The 15366-nt window shown below is 62.1% G+C and carries 18 protein-coding genes and 1 tRNA gene; 10 read left to right on the top strand and 9 right to left on the bottom strand.

Annotation, left to right across the window (positions count from 1 at the left end; all coding sequences use genetic code 11):
- Positions 1-252: 252 nt before the first annotated feature.
- Both gap and tkt read right to left on the bottom strand, forming a co-directional pair.
- Positions 253-1263, bottom strand: coding sequence for a type I glyceraldehyde-3-phosphate dehydrogenase (gene gap / locus B015_RS0121855; protein WP_018429871.1), 1011 nt, complete (start codon positions 1261-1263; stop codon positions 253-255).
- 23 nt (positions 1264-1286) lie between these two features.
- A complete protein-coding gene (gene tkt / locus B015_RS0121850) occupies positions 1287-3275 on the bottom strand; it encodes a transketolase (RefSeq protein WP_018429870.1) in 1989 nt (662 codons plus the stop codon).
- Positions 3276-3559: 284 nt separating this feature from the next.
- Between tkt and B015_RS0121845 the strand changes: the two genes are divergently transcribed.
- Together B015_RS0121845 and B015_RS0121840 are read left to right on the top strand one after the other, a co-directional pair.
- A complete protein-coding gene (locus B015_RS0121845; protein WP_018429869.1) occupies positions 3560-3832 on the top strand; it encodes a DUF4164 domain-containing protein in 273 nt (90 codons plus the stop codon).
- A 7-nt stretch (positions 3833-3839) separates the two neighbouring features.
- Positions 3840-4202, top strand: coding sequence for a cell division protein ZapA (locus B015_RS0121840; protein ID WP_018429868.1), 363 nt, complete (start codon positions 3840-3842; stop codon positions 4200-4202).
- 17 nt (positions 4203-4219) lie between these two features.
- Here the strand turns inward: B015_RS0121840 and B015_RS0121835 are convergent, their stop codons facing one another.
- The 3 genes from B015_RS0121835 to B015_RS0121825 all read right to left on the bottom strand — a co-directional run bounded on the left by B015_RS0121835 (position 4220) and on the right by B015_RS0121825 (position 8356).
- Positions 4220-5989 (bottom strand): diguanylate cyclase, encoded by a 1770-nt coding sequence (locus B015_RS0121835; protein ID WP_018429867.1) that lies wholly within the window; start codon positions 5987-5989, stop codon positions 4220-4222.
- A gap of 252 nt (positions 5990-6241) precedes the next feature.
- Positions 6242-7141 (bottom strand): RNA polymerase sigma factor RpoH, encoded by a 900-nt coding sequence (rpoH, locus tag B015_RS0121830; RefSeq protein ID WP_026227577.1) that lies wholly within the window; start codon positions 7139-7141, stop codon positions 6242-6244.
- 186 nt (positions 7142-7327) lie between these two features.
- Complete coding sequence (locus tag B015_RS0121825; RefSeq protein WP_018429865.1) at positions 7328-8356, bottom strand: RluA family pseudouridine synthase; 1029 nt, start codon at positions 8354-8356, stop codon at positions 7328-7330.
- A gap of 25 nt (positions 8357-8381) precedes the next feature.
- Here B015_RS0121825 and B015_RS0121820 point away from each other — a divergent pair, with 25 nt between their 5' ends.
- From B015_RS0121820 to B015_RS0121810, 3 genes are all read left to right on the top strand, one after another.
- The gene (locus B015_RS0121820) at positions 8382-8768 is read left to right on the top strand and encodes a hypothetical protein (protein ID WP_018429864.1); all 387 of its coding nucleotides are present in this window, start codon (positions 8382-8384) and stop codon (positions 8766-8768) included.
- Positions 8765-9172, top strand: coding sequence for a VOC family protein (locus B015_RS0121815; RefSeq protein ID WP_018429863.1), 408 nt, complete (start codon positions 8765-8767; stop codon positions 9170-9172). The genes B015_RS0121820 and B015_RS0121815 overlap by 4 nt, the downstream gene beginning before the upstream one ends.
- Before the next feature lie 77 nt (positions 9173-9249).
- A tRNA-Glu gene (locus B015_RS0121810) sits at positions 9250-9324 on the top strand.
- Between the two features lie 185 nt (positions 9325-9509).
- On the opposite strand, the gene B015_RS0121805 is transcribed toward B015_RS0121810, so the two are convergent.
- Positions 9510-10001 carry a hypothetical protein gene (locus tag B015_RS0121805; protein WP_018429862.1) on the bottom strand — a complete coding sequence of 164 codons (492 nt, stop codon included), beginning with the start codon at positions 9999-10001 and terminating at the stop codon, positions 9510-9512.
- A 587-nt stretch (positions 10002-10588) separates the two neighbouring features.
- Between B015_RS0121805 and B015_RS33400 the strand changes: the two genes are divergently transcribed.
- A complete protein-coding gene (locus tag B015_RS33400; protein WP_157632806.1) occupies positions 10589-11077 on the top strand; it encodes a hypothetical protein in 489 nt (162 codons plus the stop codon).
- Between the two features lies 1 nt (position 11078).
- Here B015_RS33400 and B015_RS0121795 read toward each other — a convergent pair whose 3' ends face one another.
- Positions 11079-11414: a hypothetical protein gene (locus B015_RS0121795; RefSeq protein ID WP_018429860.1), complete on the bottom strand. Its 336-nt coding sequence runs from the start codon at positions 11412-11414 to the stop codon at positions 11079-11081.
- A gap of 621 nt (positions 11415-12035) precedes the next feature.
- On the opposite strand from B015_RS0121795, the gene B015_RS0121780 reads away from it, so the two are divergent.
- The 3 genes from B015_RS0121780 (at position 12036) to B015_RS34090 (ending at position 13135) form a co-directional block, all read left to right on the top strand.
- Positions 12036-12338: a hypothetical protein gene (locus B015_RS0121780; RefSeq protein ID WP_026227576.1), complete on the top strand. Its 303-nt coding sequence runs from the start codon at positions 12036-12038 to the stop codon at positions 12336-12338.
- Between the two features lie 199 nt (positions 12339-12537).
- Positions 12538-12906 carry a hypothetical protein gene (locus tag B015_RS0121775; RefSeq protein ID WP_018429857.1) on the top strand — a complete coding sequence of 123 codons (369 nt, stop codon included), beginning with the start codon at positions 12538-12540 and terminating at the stop codon, positions 12904-12906.
- Between the two features lie 97 nt (positions 12907-13003).
- A complete protein-coding gene (locus tag B015_RS34090) occupies positions 13004-13135 on the top strand; it encodes a hypothetical protein (RefSeq protein ID WP_018429856.1) in 132 nt (43 codons plus the stop codon).
- Between the two features lie 29 nt (positions 13136-13164).
- Here the strand turns inward: B015_RS34090 and B015_RS0121765 are convergent, their stop codons facing one another.
- Both B015_RS0121765 and B015_RS0121760 read right to left on the bottom strand, forming a co-directional pair.
- Positions 13165-13635: a hypothetical protein gene (locus B015_RS0121765; RefSeq protein ID WP_157632805.1), complete on the bottom strand. Its 471-nt coding sequence runs from the start codon at positions 13633-13635 to the stop codon at positions 13165-13167.
- A 198-nt stretch (positions 13636-13833) separates the two neighbouring features.
- Positions 13834-14061 (bottom strand): hypothetical protein, encoded by a 228-nt coding sequence (locus B015_RS0121760; RefSeq protein WP_018429854.1) that lies wholly within the window; start codon positions 14059-14061, stop codon positions 13834-13836.
- 929 nt (positions 14062-14990) lie between these two features.
- On the opposite strand from B015_RS0121760, the gene B015_RS0121750 reads away from it, so the two are divergent.
- On the top strand, positions 14991-15347 hold the full coding sequence (locus tag B015_RS0121750) for a putative quinol monooxygenase (protein ID WP_018429853.1): 357 nt from the start codon (positions 14991-14993) through the stop codon (positions 15345-15347).
- The last annotated feature ends 19 nt before the right edge of the window (positions 15348-15366 follow it).

The following is a 15366-nucleotide window of genomic DNA, read 5'->3' as shown; positions in this document are numbered from 1 at the left end:
ATCGGAATGGGCTCCAACATCCTAGCTGGAGCATGATCCCGTCCGGAAACTCGATTCCACTTTTCGCTAAGCGGACCTGCGGTTCGGGAACATGCTCTTTGCTGCGTCGGTTCAGAGTGCGGCGAAGAAAAGGCCATCGGCAAGCAAGAATGCGATTTTGCCAAGTTGGGCCAAAGATTTTTATGCACTGCAGCAAAAACAAAAACGCCCGGCCGGAGCCGGGCGTTTCGCGATGCCGAAACGGCGTCGAGATCAGGCGATGGTCTTGCCCATGGCAACGGCCGTGTCGGCCATACGGTTGGAGAAGCCCCACTCGTTGTCATACCAGGACATGACGCGCACCAGGTTGCCGTCGATGACCTTGGTCTGGTCGAGCGCGAAGGTCGACGAGGCCGGGTTGTGGTTCAGGTCGATGGAGACCAGCGGCTCATTGGTGAAGGCGAGGATACCCTTGAGCGGACCGTTGGCAGCGGCGACGAGCACTGCGTTGACCTCGTCCACGGTGACCGTCGTCTTGGACACGAACTTGAAGTCGATGACCGAGACATTCGGGGTGGGGACGCGGATCGACACGCCGTCGAGCTTTCCCTTGAGTTCCGGCAGCACGAGGCCGACGGCCTTGGCAGCACCGGTCGAGGTCGGGATCATCGACATCGCCGCTGCGCGGGCGCGGTACAGGTCCTTGTGCATGGTGTCGAGGGTCGGCTGGTCGCCCGTGTAGGCGTGCACCGTCGTCATGAAGCCCTTCTCGATGCCGAAGGCGTCGTTGAGGACCTTGGCCACCGGCGCGAGGCAGTTGGTGGTGCACGAGGCGTTGGAGATGACGATGTGATCCTTGGTGATCTTCTCGTGGTTGACGCCGTAGACGACCGTCAGGTCAGCGTTGTCGGCGGGAGCCGAGACGATGACGCGTTTGGCGCCGGCTGCGAGGTGGGCCGAAGCCTTCTCCTTGGAGGTGAAGATGCCGGTGCACTCAAGCACGATGTCGACGTTCAGTTCCTTCCACGGCAGCTGCGCCGGGTCCTTGATCGCAGTGACCTTGAACTTCTCGGAGCCGATGATGATCTGGTCGCCATCGACCTTGACCTCATGCGGGAAGCGGCCGTGCACGCTGTCATAACGCAGCAGGTGAGCATTGGTCTCGACCGGGCCGAGATCGTTGATGGCGACGACGTCGATGTCCTTGCGGCCCGATTCAAAGATCGCGCGGACGATGTTGCGGCCGATGCGGCCGAAACCATTGATGGCAACTCTAACGGTCATGTCTGATCCTCCTGGGGGACGTCTTAAGCCTGAAGCCGTGCCTTGGCAGCGTCGGCGGCTGCCTCGGCGGTAATGCCGAAATGCTTGTAGAGATCTTCGATCGGGCCGCTGGCGCCGAAGCCGTGCATGCCGATGAAGATACCGTCGGTGCCGATGAAGCTGTCCCAGCCCATGCGGATGCCGGCCTCGATGGCGACCTTGACCTTGGCGTTGCCAATGATGGCCTTGCGGTACTCGGGGCTCTGCTTCTCGAACAGCTCGAATGCCGGAACCGAGACGACGCGGGTCGGGTGGCCGGCGGCCTGCAGCAGGTCGCGGGCGTTCAGCGCGATCTCGATCTCGGAGCCGGTGGCGAAGATGGTGACCTTGGCTTCGCCATTGGCGGTGGCCAGTTCATAGGCACCGTAGCCGCAGAGATTGTCCTCGGTGTATTCGGTGCGCACCGCAGGCAGATTCTGGCGGGTGAGCGCCAGCGTCGACGGCGTGGTGCGGTTTTCGAGCGTCAGCTGCCAGCATTCGGCCGCTTCCGTCGCATCCGCCGGGCGGAAGACGATGTGGTTGGGAATGGCGCGCAGGGCGGCGAGATGCTCGACCGGCTGGTGGGTGGGGCCGTCCTCGCCGAGACCGATGGAATCATGGGTCATGACGAAGCCGACGCGGATGCCCATCAGTGAGGTAAGGCGCATGGCCGGGCGGGCATAGTCGGAGAAGCAAAGGAAGGTGCCGGAGTAGGGGATGACGCCGCCATGCAGCGACATGCCGTTCATTGCGGCGCACATGCCGAGTTCGCGGATGCCGTAGTGGACGAAGCGCTGGCCATAGTCGCCGGGGGCGATGTTCTTGGTCTGGCTGGTCTTGGTGTTGTTCGAGCCGGTCAGGTCGGCGGAGCCGCCGATCGTCTCGGGCACGATGCCGTTGATGACCTCGAGCGCCATTTCCGACGACTTGCGGGTGGCGACCTTCGGCTTGTCGACGGCGAGCTTCTTCTTGTAGTCGGCGATGGCGGCGTCGAAGCCTGCCGGCAGATCGCCGCGCATGCGACGCTCGAACTCGGCGCGGGTTTCGGTGCCGGCCTCAGCCAGGCGGCCTTCCCATTCCTTGCGCTTCTTGGCCGAGTTCAGGCCGGCGAGGCGCCATGCGTCGAGGATGTCGGAGGGGATCTCGAAGGCGGGGTATTCCCAGCCGAGCGCCTTGCGGGTGGCTTCGACCTCGGCAGCGCCGAGTGGCGAACCGTGGACCTTGTTGGTGCCGGCCTTGGCCGGCGAGCCGAAGCCGATGGTGGTCTTGGCGGCGATCAGGGTCGGACGGTCGGAGCGCTTGGCGGCCTCGATGGCGCCGGCGATGGCTTCCGGATCATGGCCGTCGATAGCGAGCGTGTTCCAGCCCGAAGCGGCGAAGCGCGCCAGCTGGTCGGTCGAGTCGGCCAGTGAGATCGGGCCGTCGATGGAAATGTTGTTGTGATCCCAGAAAACGATCAGCTTGTTGAGCTTGAGGTGGCCGGCAAGCGTCAGAGCTTCCTGCGAGATGCCTTCCATCAGGCAGCCGTCGCCGGCGAGCACGTAGGTGTAGTGGTCGACTAGCGCATCGCCGAACTGGGCGTTCATGATGCGCTCGGCGAGCGCCATGCCGACTGCGTTGCCGAGACCCTGGCCGAGCGGGCCAGTGGTGGTCTCGATGCCCGAGGCATGGCCGTATTCGGGGTGGCCGGCAGTCTTCGAGCCGAGCTGGCGGAAATTCTTGATCTGCTCGATGGTCATGTCCTCGTAGCCCGAGAGGTAGAGCACCGAGTAGAGCAGCATCGAGCCATGGCCGGCGGAGAGCACGAAGCGGTCGCGGTCATGCCAATGCGGGTTGGCCGGGTCATGCTTGAGGAAGCGGGTGTAGAGCACCGTGGCGATGTCGGCAGCGCCCATGGGCAGGCCGGGATGGCCGGAATTGGCCTTCTCTACGGCGTCAATGGACAGAAAGCGGATCGCGTTGGCCATCCGGTCGTGTTTTTCGCGCGAGGACATCGTCCCTCCCATAAGCCGAGAAAAGGGGGCCGCCGGGGCCCCAGAAAGGTGGGGCGACACATAGCAGGCACAGGGCTTGAGTCAACAAATCGGTGCGTTTTCGGCGGCATTTGCGGCGCCAAGTCACGCTTGTGACGGATTCGATCGCGGACGCCGGCGCGGTTAGCGGGGGAAAGGCCGAACAGCTTTGTTGACGCCCCGTTCAACCGGTGCCTAATGTTTCAGGCATAACGCGTTCTGAAACGTGCGCGATTCGGTGATGGGCGAGGGTCCATAAAGGAACCATGACCGGGGAAACGACACTCAAGGAAGTCATTGGCCGGCTCGGCAGGGCGATCGAGACGCTGGAAAGCGCTGCCGCTGCACGCCTGGAGCATGAGCAGGATTACGGCGAAGCTGAAGCCGAGGTCCAGCGTATGAATGCCGACCGTGCGCGACTGGCCCAGGAACTCGACAATTCCGAAGCCCGGGCCGAGCGGCTCGAAGAAGCCAACAAGGAAGTCTCGCGGCGGCTCGTGACCGCCATGGAGACGATCCGCGCGGTGCTGGACAGGTAGGGTGGAGATGGCGCAAGTCACAGTCACCATCGACGGCAAGCAATACCGCATGGCCTGCGACGAAGGGCAGGAAGAGCATCTGATCGATCTCGCCAGCCGGTTCGACCGCTATGTCATGCATCTCAAGGATTCATTCGGCGAGATCGGCGATCAGCGGTTGACCGTGATGGCCGGCATCATGGTGATGGACGAGCTCAACGAGCTGCAGAAGCGGGTCAAGGGCATGGAGACCGAGGTCCAGACCCTGCGCAAGACGCGCGACGACGCGCTGACCAAGGCCGACAAGAACGACGCGGCGCTCATCGGCGCGCTCGGTGGTCTGGCTCAGCGCATGGAAGACCTTGCCGGCAAGCTGGTCAGGAAAGGGTAGGGGCGGGCAAGCTCGATCTATCGAGCGGATCCGCCGCTGCTCACCATGACCCGCGTCGCCCGGTCCGGCCAGGCATCAAAGACTGGCTCGGCATCATCCTTCGATCCTTGCGCCAATGCCGTCTGGGTTCGATTGCGACCAGCAAGCTTGGCGTTGTAAAGTAGCCTGTCGGCCTGTTCGTAGAGCTTTGCGAACTCCATATCCGCATTTGGCAACGCATCCGTCATGCCCATGCTTGCAGTTACGGGTCGCCCAAGGCCTGGAACGGTATTGGCCACGACAGCGGGGATCGCCTGGCGTCGACGCTCGGCATGAAGCTGGGCATCTTCTCCGCGCACAAGCAGTACGAATTCCTCTCCGCCGAGGCGGAACGCATGAACCTGCGGGTCCGCCTGGAGGGCTTCGGCCACGGCTTTCAGCACGGCGTCGCCGACCACGTGGCCGTGAACATCGTTGATCGCCTTGAAGTGGTCCAGGTCGAGTACGGCAAGCGTGCGGTAGCCCTCGGCGCGGAACCTCTCGAAATTCTGCTCGATTGCCCGCCGGTTGAGCAATCCCGTCAGCGCGTCGCGCTCGGACAGGCGCTCAAGCATGTCGGCTTCGAAGCGTGCGCTGTCGCGCTGGCGCTTGATCGTCATGAAGCGGTCTGCCACGCCGAGCGTGGTGAACAGAACTTCGCATACGCAGCCCACATAAAACAGGAGCATGGCATCGTTGCTCTCCAGTCCGGGTACCACACCCGTGACCAGGCGTACCAGTCCAACCATGATCACCGGTATGTAGCCGACCGCCTGGAACCTGGCGGCCCGGCTTCCGCGCCGCAGGGCGTCGGCAACCGACAATATGAAAATGACGACCACCGGCGCAAAAGCCGCGGTGTACGCTGTGGACTGAAACGAGCGCCCGACGAATGGAAACGCCGCGTGCGACGTGCTGAGAAACATCGCCCATATGGCGCACCAGAGCAGCGCCCGCCGCAGCAGCGGATGTAAGCGGCCGGGTTCGATGAAACTGTGTGTAAACATCGCTCCGGACGCGACCGTGAAGCCGAAGATCACTGTCGTCATCCAGCTCAACGTCATGGCTGGCGGATCGAAGAGAATGGCTGCAAGACCCGAAGAGACAAGGATCGTCAACAGCAAGGAGATCGTCAGCATGGAATGCCAAAGCACGAATGGCTCGCGCAGGATCCGGTAGAAGGCCGCGTTGAAAATGAGCGGCATAGAGAGCATTCCGGCAAGAATGGCCAGGATAATCAGCGAGCGCATAAGGTCCGGGCCGAGAGCGATGTCAGACGGCGACAGATAGGCTCTCTCCAGCGTCATCTGGTGGCTCGGCAGATCGATCGCGACGACGACCTGCACCGTGTCTCGGGTTACATCAGGCAGGGGGGCCTTGAAGTAGCCGCCACGCAAAGCGCTAGGCAGTTCACCGGCCGGCAAGGAGGTTTGATGCATCGCGCCGTCCCGGTCGATCGCCAGCAGATGCACAGCCGCGAGCGCACTTCGCCTTGAAAAGAAGTATTGGGGAAGGACGTCGGTTGGTCCGACTTCAAAACGCAGCAGCGTGCGTTCGCCTTCGAGCGAATAGCTCCGGTCTCCGCATGTCCAGCGCCCGGACGAGTGGACCACTGTGCTCAGATCCTCCGACAAGCTGCCTGATGTCCAGCAGGAGCTGCGAATGTCCATGGCTTCAGCCGCACCAAGGGGGCCGGCACCCAGAGATGCAAGCATCACCAGGCTCAGCACTGCCGTCACGAGCGCTTTTCGGAGGTCATTCCAGAACATCGATTGACGCTATGCGCCAAGCATTGAGATGCGGTTACCGGCCTGCAGCCAGCCGGAATTCCTCTGTTAACGGCGTTCCCGAAACTGCCGTGGAGAAAGGCCATGCAGCCAGATGGCCGGCCGATAGGTGGCCCGCCGGGTGCCAATACACAAGCGCCGTGCGTCACGGATGACGCACGGCGCTATAGAGGCAGTTCAGATCGCGTTTTCGTTTGCAGATGCGTTCAGAAGCGCGATCAGCGAGCCGGAATCTCAGGCGTCGATGGTGCGGAGCGCCTGGGCCTGTTTCTTGGCTGCCGCCTTGACTGCGTCCTGCACCTTCTCGAAGGCGCGGACCTCGATCTGGCGGACACGCTCGCGGCTGATGTCGAACTCGGCCGACAGTTCTTCGAGCGTCAACGGCTCTTCTGCCAGGCGACGGGCCTCGAAAATACGCTTCTCGCGGTCGTTGAGCACCGACATGGCGCTCGCCAGCATGCCGCGACGGTTTTCGAGTTCGTCCTGCTCGATCAGCATCTCTTCCTGGCTGTCATGGTCGTCGACAAGCCAGTCCTGCCACTCGCCCGACTCGCCCTCGGTCGCGCGGATCGGCGCGTTGAGCGAGGCGTCGCCCGAGAGGCGGCGGTTCATCGAGACAACTTCGGCTTCGGAAACGTTCAGCCGGGTGGCGATCTCGGTGATCTGGTCAGGCTTCAGGTCACCATCGTCGAGCGCCTGGATCTTGCCCTTGACCTTGCGCAGGTTGAAGAACAGACGCTTCTGATTGGCGGTGGTGCCCATCTTGACTAGGCTCCACGAGCGCAGGATGTACTCCTGGATCGAGGCCTTGATCCACCACATGGCATATGTGGCCAACCGGAAGCCACGCTCCGGCTCGAACTTCTTGACGGCCTGCATGAGGCCGACATTGCCTTCCGAGATCACTTCGCCGATGGGCAGGCCATAACCGCGATAGCCCATGGCGATCTTTGCCACGAGACGCAGATGGCTGGTGACCAATTTGTGGGCGGCGCCGGTGTCTTCATGCTCATTGTACCGCTTGGCGAGCATGTACTCTTCCTGCGGCTGAAGCATCGGAAAGCGACGGATTTCTTCCAGGTAGCGGCTGAGGCCGCCTTCACCGGAAACGATACTGGGTAGTGACTGGGCCATAAAGCACCCTCCCTCTCTACGAGAATTTGCTCCCTGATCCAGGCGAGCATGAGGCGCGGATGCCGACTGCCTACCGCGCCACGGGTTTCATACAGGAACAAAACCAGAAAAGACAGCTTTTGTTCAACGCGAAACAGAGTGTCACGCCAAAGTGAACAATGCCAGTCAAGTTTCTTGATCGAGGGTTCAGAGATTCCGAAAACCTTCGACCAGCTCCCCCATGTCGCGAGGCAACGGCGCCTCGAACCGCATCAATAGATGGGTAGCCGGGTGGCGAAATGCAAGGAGGCGGGCGTGCAGGGCCTGGCGTGGAAACGCCTGGACGGCCGACTTCAGCGGCTCGGGCAGCCGGTTGGACTTGGTGCGGAAGGCCTGGCCGTAGTCGGGATCGCCGACGACGGGGTGGCCGATATGGGCCATGTGGACGCGGATCTGGTGGGTGCGGCCGGTTTCGAGCCGGCACTCGACGAGGCTAGCCGTGGTGAACTCGGCCTGGTCCTCGCCGAAGCGCTCCTGGACGGTGTAGTGAGTAACCGCATGGCGGGCATCGTCGCGATGCTCCGGCACTACGGCGCGGCGGACGCGGTCGGCATGGCGGCCCAGGTGAGCGTCGATGGTGCCGGTCATGCGCGGCAGGATGCCCCATACGAGCGCCGAATAGGCGCGTTCGAGGTCGCCGGTGAGACCGTGGTCGGCGAAGGCTTCCGACAGGGACTTGTGGGCGCGGTCGGTCTTGGCGACGACCATGACACCTGACGTCTCTTTGTCGAGGCGATGGACGATGCCCGGCCGCTTGACGCCGCCGATGCCTGAAAGGCTGTCGCCACAATGATGGATGAGGGCGTTGACCAGCGTACCGGTCCAGTTGCCGGCGCCGGGATGGACGACGAGGCCGGCCGGCTTGTTGATGACGATCAGCTCTTCGTCCTCAAAGAGGATGTCGAGCGCAATGTCCTCGCCCACTGGCTCGGCCGGCTCGGGCTCGGGCATGTCGATCGAGATCTCGTCGCCAGCGGCCAGCTTGCGTTTGGTTTCGTCGACAAGCTTGCCGGCGACGTGCACGGCCCCCTGCTTGATCAGCGCCTGGACGCGGCTGCGCGACAGGTCGGGACCGAGCCGGGCGGCCAACCACTGGTCGAGCCGCTGGCCTGCGGCATCGGCGTCGGCCGTCAGCACTATCAATGTGCCTGCCTCTTCGCTATCTGATGCGCTCATTACAACAATTCCGGAAGCCTTGCCCATGACAGGCCCTTACGCCGACGAAGCAGAAGAGGACAAGCCGCTCGACCCGGCGGTGGAACGCGTTCGCAGGAAACTCGTCCGCTTCGTGGCGATCAATCTCGGGCTGCTTTTGCTGGCCCTTATGACGGTCGTCGGCGCACTTGTCTACAAAGCGCGCACCAGCTCGGTGGCGACGCCTGAGATCGGCGGCGACATTCCCGCGCCTGCCGGCGGTCAGCTGACCGGCGAGATCGTGCTGCCTGTCGGTGCGAAGGTGGTTTCGCAGTCGCTGTCGGGCGGCCGCATCACCATCGATGCCGAACTCGTCGACGGCAATCGCGTCATCTATCTCTACGACATCGCCGAACGCCGCATCGTCGGCCAGTTCTCGATCCGCAACAAATGAGCGCTTATTCGGGCACCGGCCGGCGCGTCGCCACCGTCGCGGTGGTCGTTGCCGACTATGACGAGGCGATCGCCTGGTACACCGGCAAGCTCGGCTTCCGGCTTGCCGAGGATGTCGACCTCGGCGGCGGCAAGCGCTGGGTGACGGTCGAACCAGGGGGGCAGGGCGCGCGGCTTCTGCTTGCCAAGGCCGATGGCGAAAGCCAGGCAGCCAGCATCGGCAACCAGACAGGCGGCCGCGTCTTCCTGTTCCTGGAGACCGCCGATTTTGCCCGAGACCACGCGTTGATGACCGAAAGAGGCGTTTTGTTTCGCGAAACCCCGCGGCGCGAGGCTTACGGCACCGTTGCCGTGTTTGCCGATCTCCATGGCAATCTGTGGGATCTGATCGAGCCGAAGCGCTGAAATCGCTTTGGCTGTAAATAACCCGGCCGGGGCTGTTGCTTTTTCAAAAATGGCCGCCTATATCGCGGTCCTCGGCTGCGCCCATCGTCTAGCGGTCAGGACACCGCCCTCTCACGGCGGGAACAGGGGTTCGATTCCCCTTGGGCGTACCAACAATTTAAAGCACTTAGCTGCTTCCCCCTGTCTTTCTGTCCAATGTTTGTGGAATGTCAGCAAGTATCCTCCGGCGCGGAGTGGTCTAGCTGGGTCGTTCTGCGGTCTCGCGCTTGAGGTTCCCACTGATTCCGGGCAATCCTGCGAAGATCGGATGGGAGGCGAAGTCGCATGAAAGTGTCCATCAGCCGCAATAGGGCTGACAAGCCGACGGCGCGAGCAATGGTTGTGCTATTGGTGGACCATCCCGACCAGCATCACGGGTCCGCGCAGCACCGCCACCGCTGAAGGCACGCGCGACAGCATCGCGTCGCTCTTTTTCAGGCATCGACGCAAGGCGCGCACGGGTCTCCTGCTCAAGCCCCAGGCCGACAGCGTCCTTTAGCGACGGCGGGCTAGCCGTGCGCTTGGCAATACCGTCAATCTCGGCCTTTGCCTTGGCGCGCGCAGCATCAAGACGCATTGCTACGCGCTCGCCTGACTTCGGCGCGGCGTTGGCGATCTGCAACAGCGCGCCTTCGTGCGTCAGTGTTCTGTCGGCCAACGCAGCACGCTCAAGATTGACGAGGCTGGTTGCCTGTTCGCGGGCAAACTTCATGGCGGCGGACAGGTCGGTGAATGCTGCATCGGCCTTCATTATCGCGCGGTGCGCGTGATCGACAACAACGCCGTTCATCCGGGCAGCATTGATCTTCGCGATGATCGGGCGACGGCGGAAAGCCTGTTCCGGCTCCTAAACCTAATCTCGGAAAATATGATTTCCGAGCCAAAGCACGTTGATAAGATTTATGCTACACTTCCACCAAACGTACTTGCTGCAATAGAGACGCGAGACAAAAAAGGATGAACTCGACAGTGTTGGACTTCGGAAGGGCTAATATGCGCACCTGTACAATTGCCCTAGCCTGTATCGGCCTAAGCTCCCCAGCTCTTTCCGCCGGTCTCGGCACGTTCCTTGGAAAGGATAATGCCGCTCTAAGGACAGAGTTGGCGGGTGTGGCGTCGTGCACAGACGGCCCTCACACTATCAGATTGCCAATAGTGGATGCACACACAGAGGTGCGCTCTGATTTGTTCAATCCGGTACCTGGGAACTCTGTTGCCGCCGATGGTAGTGGTGAGTTCACGTACTCGCTAATTGGCGTTACCACGTGCGAAATGCCGGGGTCAGCTCTTGTCCGCAGCTATAGTCGGGCCGGACAGATTTTTCGAATTTCTGTGACTTATACGCGCTGCAAAACAGACGCGGCTGCGGGAAGTTGCTTGGAAACGGACGAGAGACCGCGCCCCTACGATGCCGAAATATATTCGGCCATGTCACATAAGGACGCCTACATTTCTTCTGCTGATGGGTCATTCTTCAGCGCGTATCCAGAAACTATCTCGGACCCGATGGTCAAGAAATATGTATACGATCTTGATTGTGGTCCTTGGGTTTCGGAATTCACGTTCAATCAAAAACGATCAGCGAAGTGCATTGCAGACATTTCAATGAAGGACGGTGTGTTTGCCTCCACGACTGTTTATGAAATCTACGACGACGGCTACATAAGCAATACATTGGTCGGGCGCTTTGCAGGTGAACGCATATTCGTGGACGTTGCTGCTGAACAAGATGTGATTGCCGATCTTGCAGCAAAAATGTCAACGATTGTCGAGCAGAAACAGGCTGAGATTGCGAAATTGAAGACTGAGGAGCAGACGAAAGAAGACCGGGTCAACGAAATTCTCGGCACAACTCCGGCAAAATAGCTCACGTGTAACGTCCCCCATCACGGCGACGCCGGTTTGCAAGGTCGCCCATTTTCTGCCCTTCCGTCCGCTTGAGGCTGTCCGGCTGATTGGCCTTCAACGCCCTGTCCACGGCCCCGGCGATGCGGTCGGCAAGCAGGTGATCGTTCCGGTTTCCTGATCCGGTGACGTTGATGGCAAGCGATGGCGCGTAGGTGTTCGACGGGGCAAAGGTCGAACCGTTCACGATGCCGCCAGCGGCAAGGACCACGGTCTTCCCGGAGTTGATGGCTTCCAGCATCGCCCGATGGCGCTTGGTGGATTTGGCGTTCACGACGAACTCGCCATCAGACAGCATGGCCGGAATGCTATCGGACGTGGACGTGCCGGGACCGGATCCGCCTTCCGCGAAGACTAAAAGCCCCCAAGCAGGGCAGCGCCGCCGCCGATAGGCATCGCAAGAAGCTGCTGCACGGCTCCCCAAGGCCGAGAATGGCAGAGGTCAGGGGACCAATGGTGTCAATGGTGCCCTTGCCTCCTCTCCTGATAGTGCTCTTCATGCGCCCCATGAAGTCGCTCCACCGCGCGAGCACCATCGCAATCAGGCCGACGTGAAGCTCTTCCGCCTACTTTTTGGCGAGCTCCACTACATCGTCGCGCATCGCGCGCCGACCACCCTAGGCATTCGTGTCGGCATCAGAGATAGCCGAGCACGTAGAGAATGATGATCCCGATCAACGGGACACCCAGCAGCCACAAAACAAAACCTCTCAGCATCGTATTTTCCTTCCCTGTTGCAGGGGAACAATGCCCGGGGCGGGGATGGGTTCCGCATTTTTGCAGCCAAGGGCTGCGTGCCACGCACGGTTGCCGGCGCCAATTCCGGGCTTTTGTCAGGCAGTTGCGAGGGGTGTGAAGCTCGGCGTAACCTCTGCCGAAGCGATGGACGATGGTGCAGGCAGTTGAGGAGGAAGACCCCATGATCACTGGACCGATCTGCAGGGCGGCGCGGGCGATCGTCGAAATCAACCGGGCCAGGCTGGCGACCGCATCCGGCATCGGCGAGGACCTCATCGAGGCATTCGAGCGCAAGATCTCGACGCCGGTCGACGACGCCATCCACGCGCTGCAGTCGGCGCTGGAGGAACTGGGCGCGGTTTTCATCCCCGAAAAAGGCGCCGATGGCGCCGGCGTGAGGCTGAAGTTCAGCCGCTCGGTGACCAAGCGGCTGTCGACGCTCGAAAGCGAGGGTGGGCCGGTCGCCAGCGACGACGTACCCTGAGGATTACGGCTGCCGCGGGCGCCCATCATTACGCTGTCATTGGAAGAAGATCCGGTTCTGGAGACAAGCTGTCGGCAGCCCGAGAGCGCAGGCGCTCGGGCCTTCGGTTGAAGCCCGTCCGCCGAAATGCGACAAAGGCCGGGAACGAGGACAGGAAACCATCAGCACCGGGACGGCTAAAGAACGGGCTTTGAGAGCGATGGGCGGGGCTGTGCCGCTGCGCCTGATCGCGCTCGTGCTTGCCTGGGCGCTGGTGCTGCTGCCGGCAAGCCTCGGCCCCCTGCCGATCTCCGTTGGCGACCAGCAGGCGCATCAGACGGTCGTGAACAACGGGTCCGCCGGGCTCGTGCTGTCGAACTACGATCGCAGCCAGAGCGCGATCCGCAATGCCGAGACCAAGAATTCCGGCAAATCGGCCGGCAGCGTCGGCAAGGCCGTATTCGGGCCCGGCATAGGGCTTCCCGAGCCAGGGCCCCGTCGCCTCGAACTGTCGCGGCCGCGCGATGCTGCGGTCAAGGCCCAGCAATTCTCGGCGTTTTCGGCCCGCGCACCACCGCTCCGCGCCTGAACCAAGACTCCACTCGCAGCCAATGTCGAAACGCCTGTTCCGCCGAGCGGAGGGCTTTTGCGCAGCTGCACCAAAATATTGCCCGAAGAGGGATATCATGACCGACAAGAACGAAAACCCGGCCGGCATGGCCGACGCCGCCGGTGGCAGGGATGCACTGAAGGGTTGGGCCCTGATGTTGGCGCTGATCGGCATCGTGCTGGTTGCCGCTTACTTCTACGCCAGGTGACGACAACGAAGCCGGACCCGTGGCGAGCGCTACGGGTCCGGTGTTTCAGGGCTCGTTCGTGCGGGCAGGGCGCGCGAAAACTCGATGCCGTCGATGACCAGAAGACGCGGGTCGGGAGCGGACGCCACGCGCTCGATGCCGTCGCTGCACGAAAACACCGGCCAGCCGGCGTCGAGGCAACTTATCTCCACGAACCAGTTGCCGAGTTGATGGGTGAGGCTCAGATGCAGGCTGCCATCGGACAGGCGGCGGGCATGCGAGCCGTTGGCTGCGGTCCATGTCCAGGGGCCGCCGAAGGGCGGACGGTCGCGCAGCACAAAGGGATAGATGCGCGGCGGCAGGCTCTCCTGGGTCGCAGCGTTGCGATAGCGCATCATCGCCGTGACATAGTCGGCGGCGATCATCGGCCACGGTCCGTAAAGCTGAGCGAGCCCGCGCTGCTGCGGATCGCCGAGCTCGTGGTGTGCTCGGTTCTCCGTGCCGGATGCGGCAGGCTGCAATTGCAGGAAAAACGCCAGCGCGCCCGCCCAAACGACGGAACATCGCAAGCGGCCAATTCGCGACACACCAAGCCCCCGCGCGGTCACACGAATACATCCCCCACAGATGCGGCCCGGCCGGTGCCTATCCCCAAGCAATCCGAAAGCTCTGGTGCCTGATGGCTTCGAGCCGGGATGCCTGGCATTCGCACCGAACGATCAGGCTGCGCTTTTCGCCCGGAAACGCGGAACGCTTGCCAGCAACTTCTCTTCGTCGCGCACTCCTGACCGGTAGAGGGAGATGAGGGTCCTGGCAATTTCTGTCGCCCAGATGGAACTCGGGTCTTCGCCGCGTTCGACGCAAATCTGGTCGAAGGTGCGTTGCAGAAGGGCGAGGTCCTTGGGGTAAATCGGGGAGTTAGGCCGGGTGAAAAGTACGTGCTCCATAGTTTTCTCCCATAACGTTACTCGGCTACTGACCAATCGGAAGCTTCATCATGTAGGGCGGTCTCACCTGACGGACAGGTGCGCGCGCCTGACAGCATGCACTGCGAATTCGACCGGAGGCATTCAGGCATCTTGCCGGCATACCTGCACTCAAGCAGCACATGCCAGGCCATTTCACTGCTTCAGGTCAGCGGATGCCGATGCCTAGGGCATAGGAGATGCAGTAAACGGCCATGTCCGGATTGAAAATCGCACCGGTCTCGACCGATTGCACCGACGTATCTCCCAAGCGCGTTGGTTGCAGGGCGCCGCTTTTCTATTTCCGGGCGAAGCTTGCTCCACAACCTGAAAGATGTCGAGTCACCCTGGGTTGCACCCGGATTGCGGGAAAGGCGGAAAACCGGGCAAAAACCGGCAAACGAAAAGGCCTGCCGCGGGGGGAGAGGCGGCAGGCCTTTCGGAACGTGGCTGAAAGGTAGGACCACGCTCGGTCTGCAGAAAGAACGCCTGACCGGCCCGGAAGTTCCAAAGCCACGGCGAACGTCGCTGTCTTCCAGCCCCGGCAATGACGACGGTGCGACCCGGTGTGCCGGGACGGGCTGTGCAGGGACAAAACAATGGCGGCCCGCATTCACCAATTGTTCACCATCCGCCCGCACCATCCACCTTGCGCAATGTATCGAGTGCGCGTCTTCGGCAACGCCCGGCGGGCTGCACAACCTTCCGCCCGCCGGTGCGTTGCGAAACCGTTTCCAGTCATCGACGAACAAAGCTGCGGGCGCTTGAGGCTGCTGATCGTGTTCCGAAATCGATTCCGATTTTCGGACCGATGCGATAGCCTGAACGCTCCACGCTTGCGGCGTGGGCGCCGTCGAGCGCCGGAGCGATGTCCGAGTTGCTGGCTATGGAGGACAGAACGCGTGCCTGAAATGACCATCATCGTTGAGTTCGAGACGCTCGAGGGCGCCGAACAGCAGTTTCTCGCCTTGATCTCCGAACATGCCCGGGCGACGCTGCAGGAGGAGCCGGGCTGTCTGCGCTTCGAGGTGATCAGGCCGGTGGAGCGCGACGGCACGCCGATTGCCAACAGGGTGATGGTCAGCGAGCTCTATGCCGATATGTCGGCCGTGGCCGCGCATGAGCGCAACCCACGCATGCCCGACGTGCAGAAGGCGACATCGCCGTTGCTCAAGTCGCGGCGGCTTATCCTCGGCACGGTCGAGGGGCTCAGCGATCCCGATGGCGGCCTGCGGCCTGAGGAGCTGAACGCCGCCAACGACGACTAAGACCTTCCGTCGTTAAGGT

Source organism: Hoeflea sp. 108 (genome assembly GCF_000372965.1).
In the GTDB taxonomy this organism is placed as follows: Bacteria; Pseudomonadota; Alphaproteobacteria; order Rhizobiales; family Rhizobiaceae; genus Aminobacter.
The sequence above is the reverse complement of the archived record's forward strand: the minus strand, read 5'-3'. Positions and strand labels throughout refer to the sequence as shown.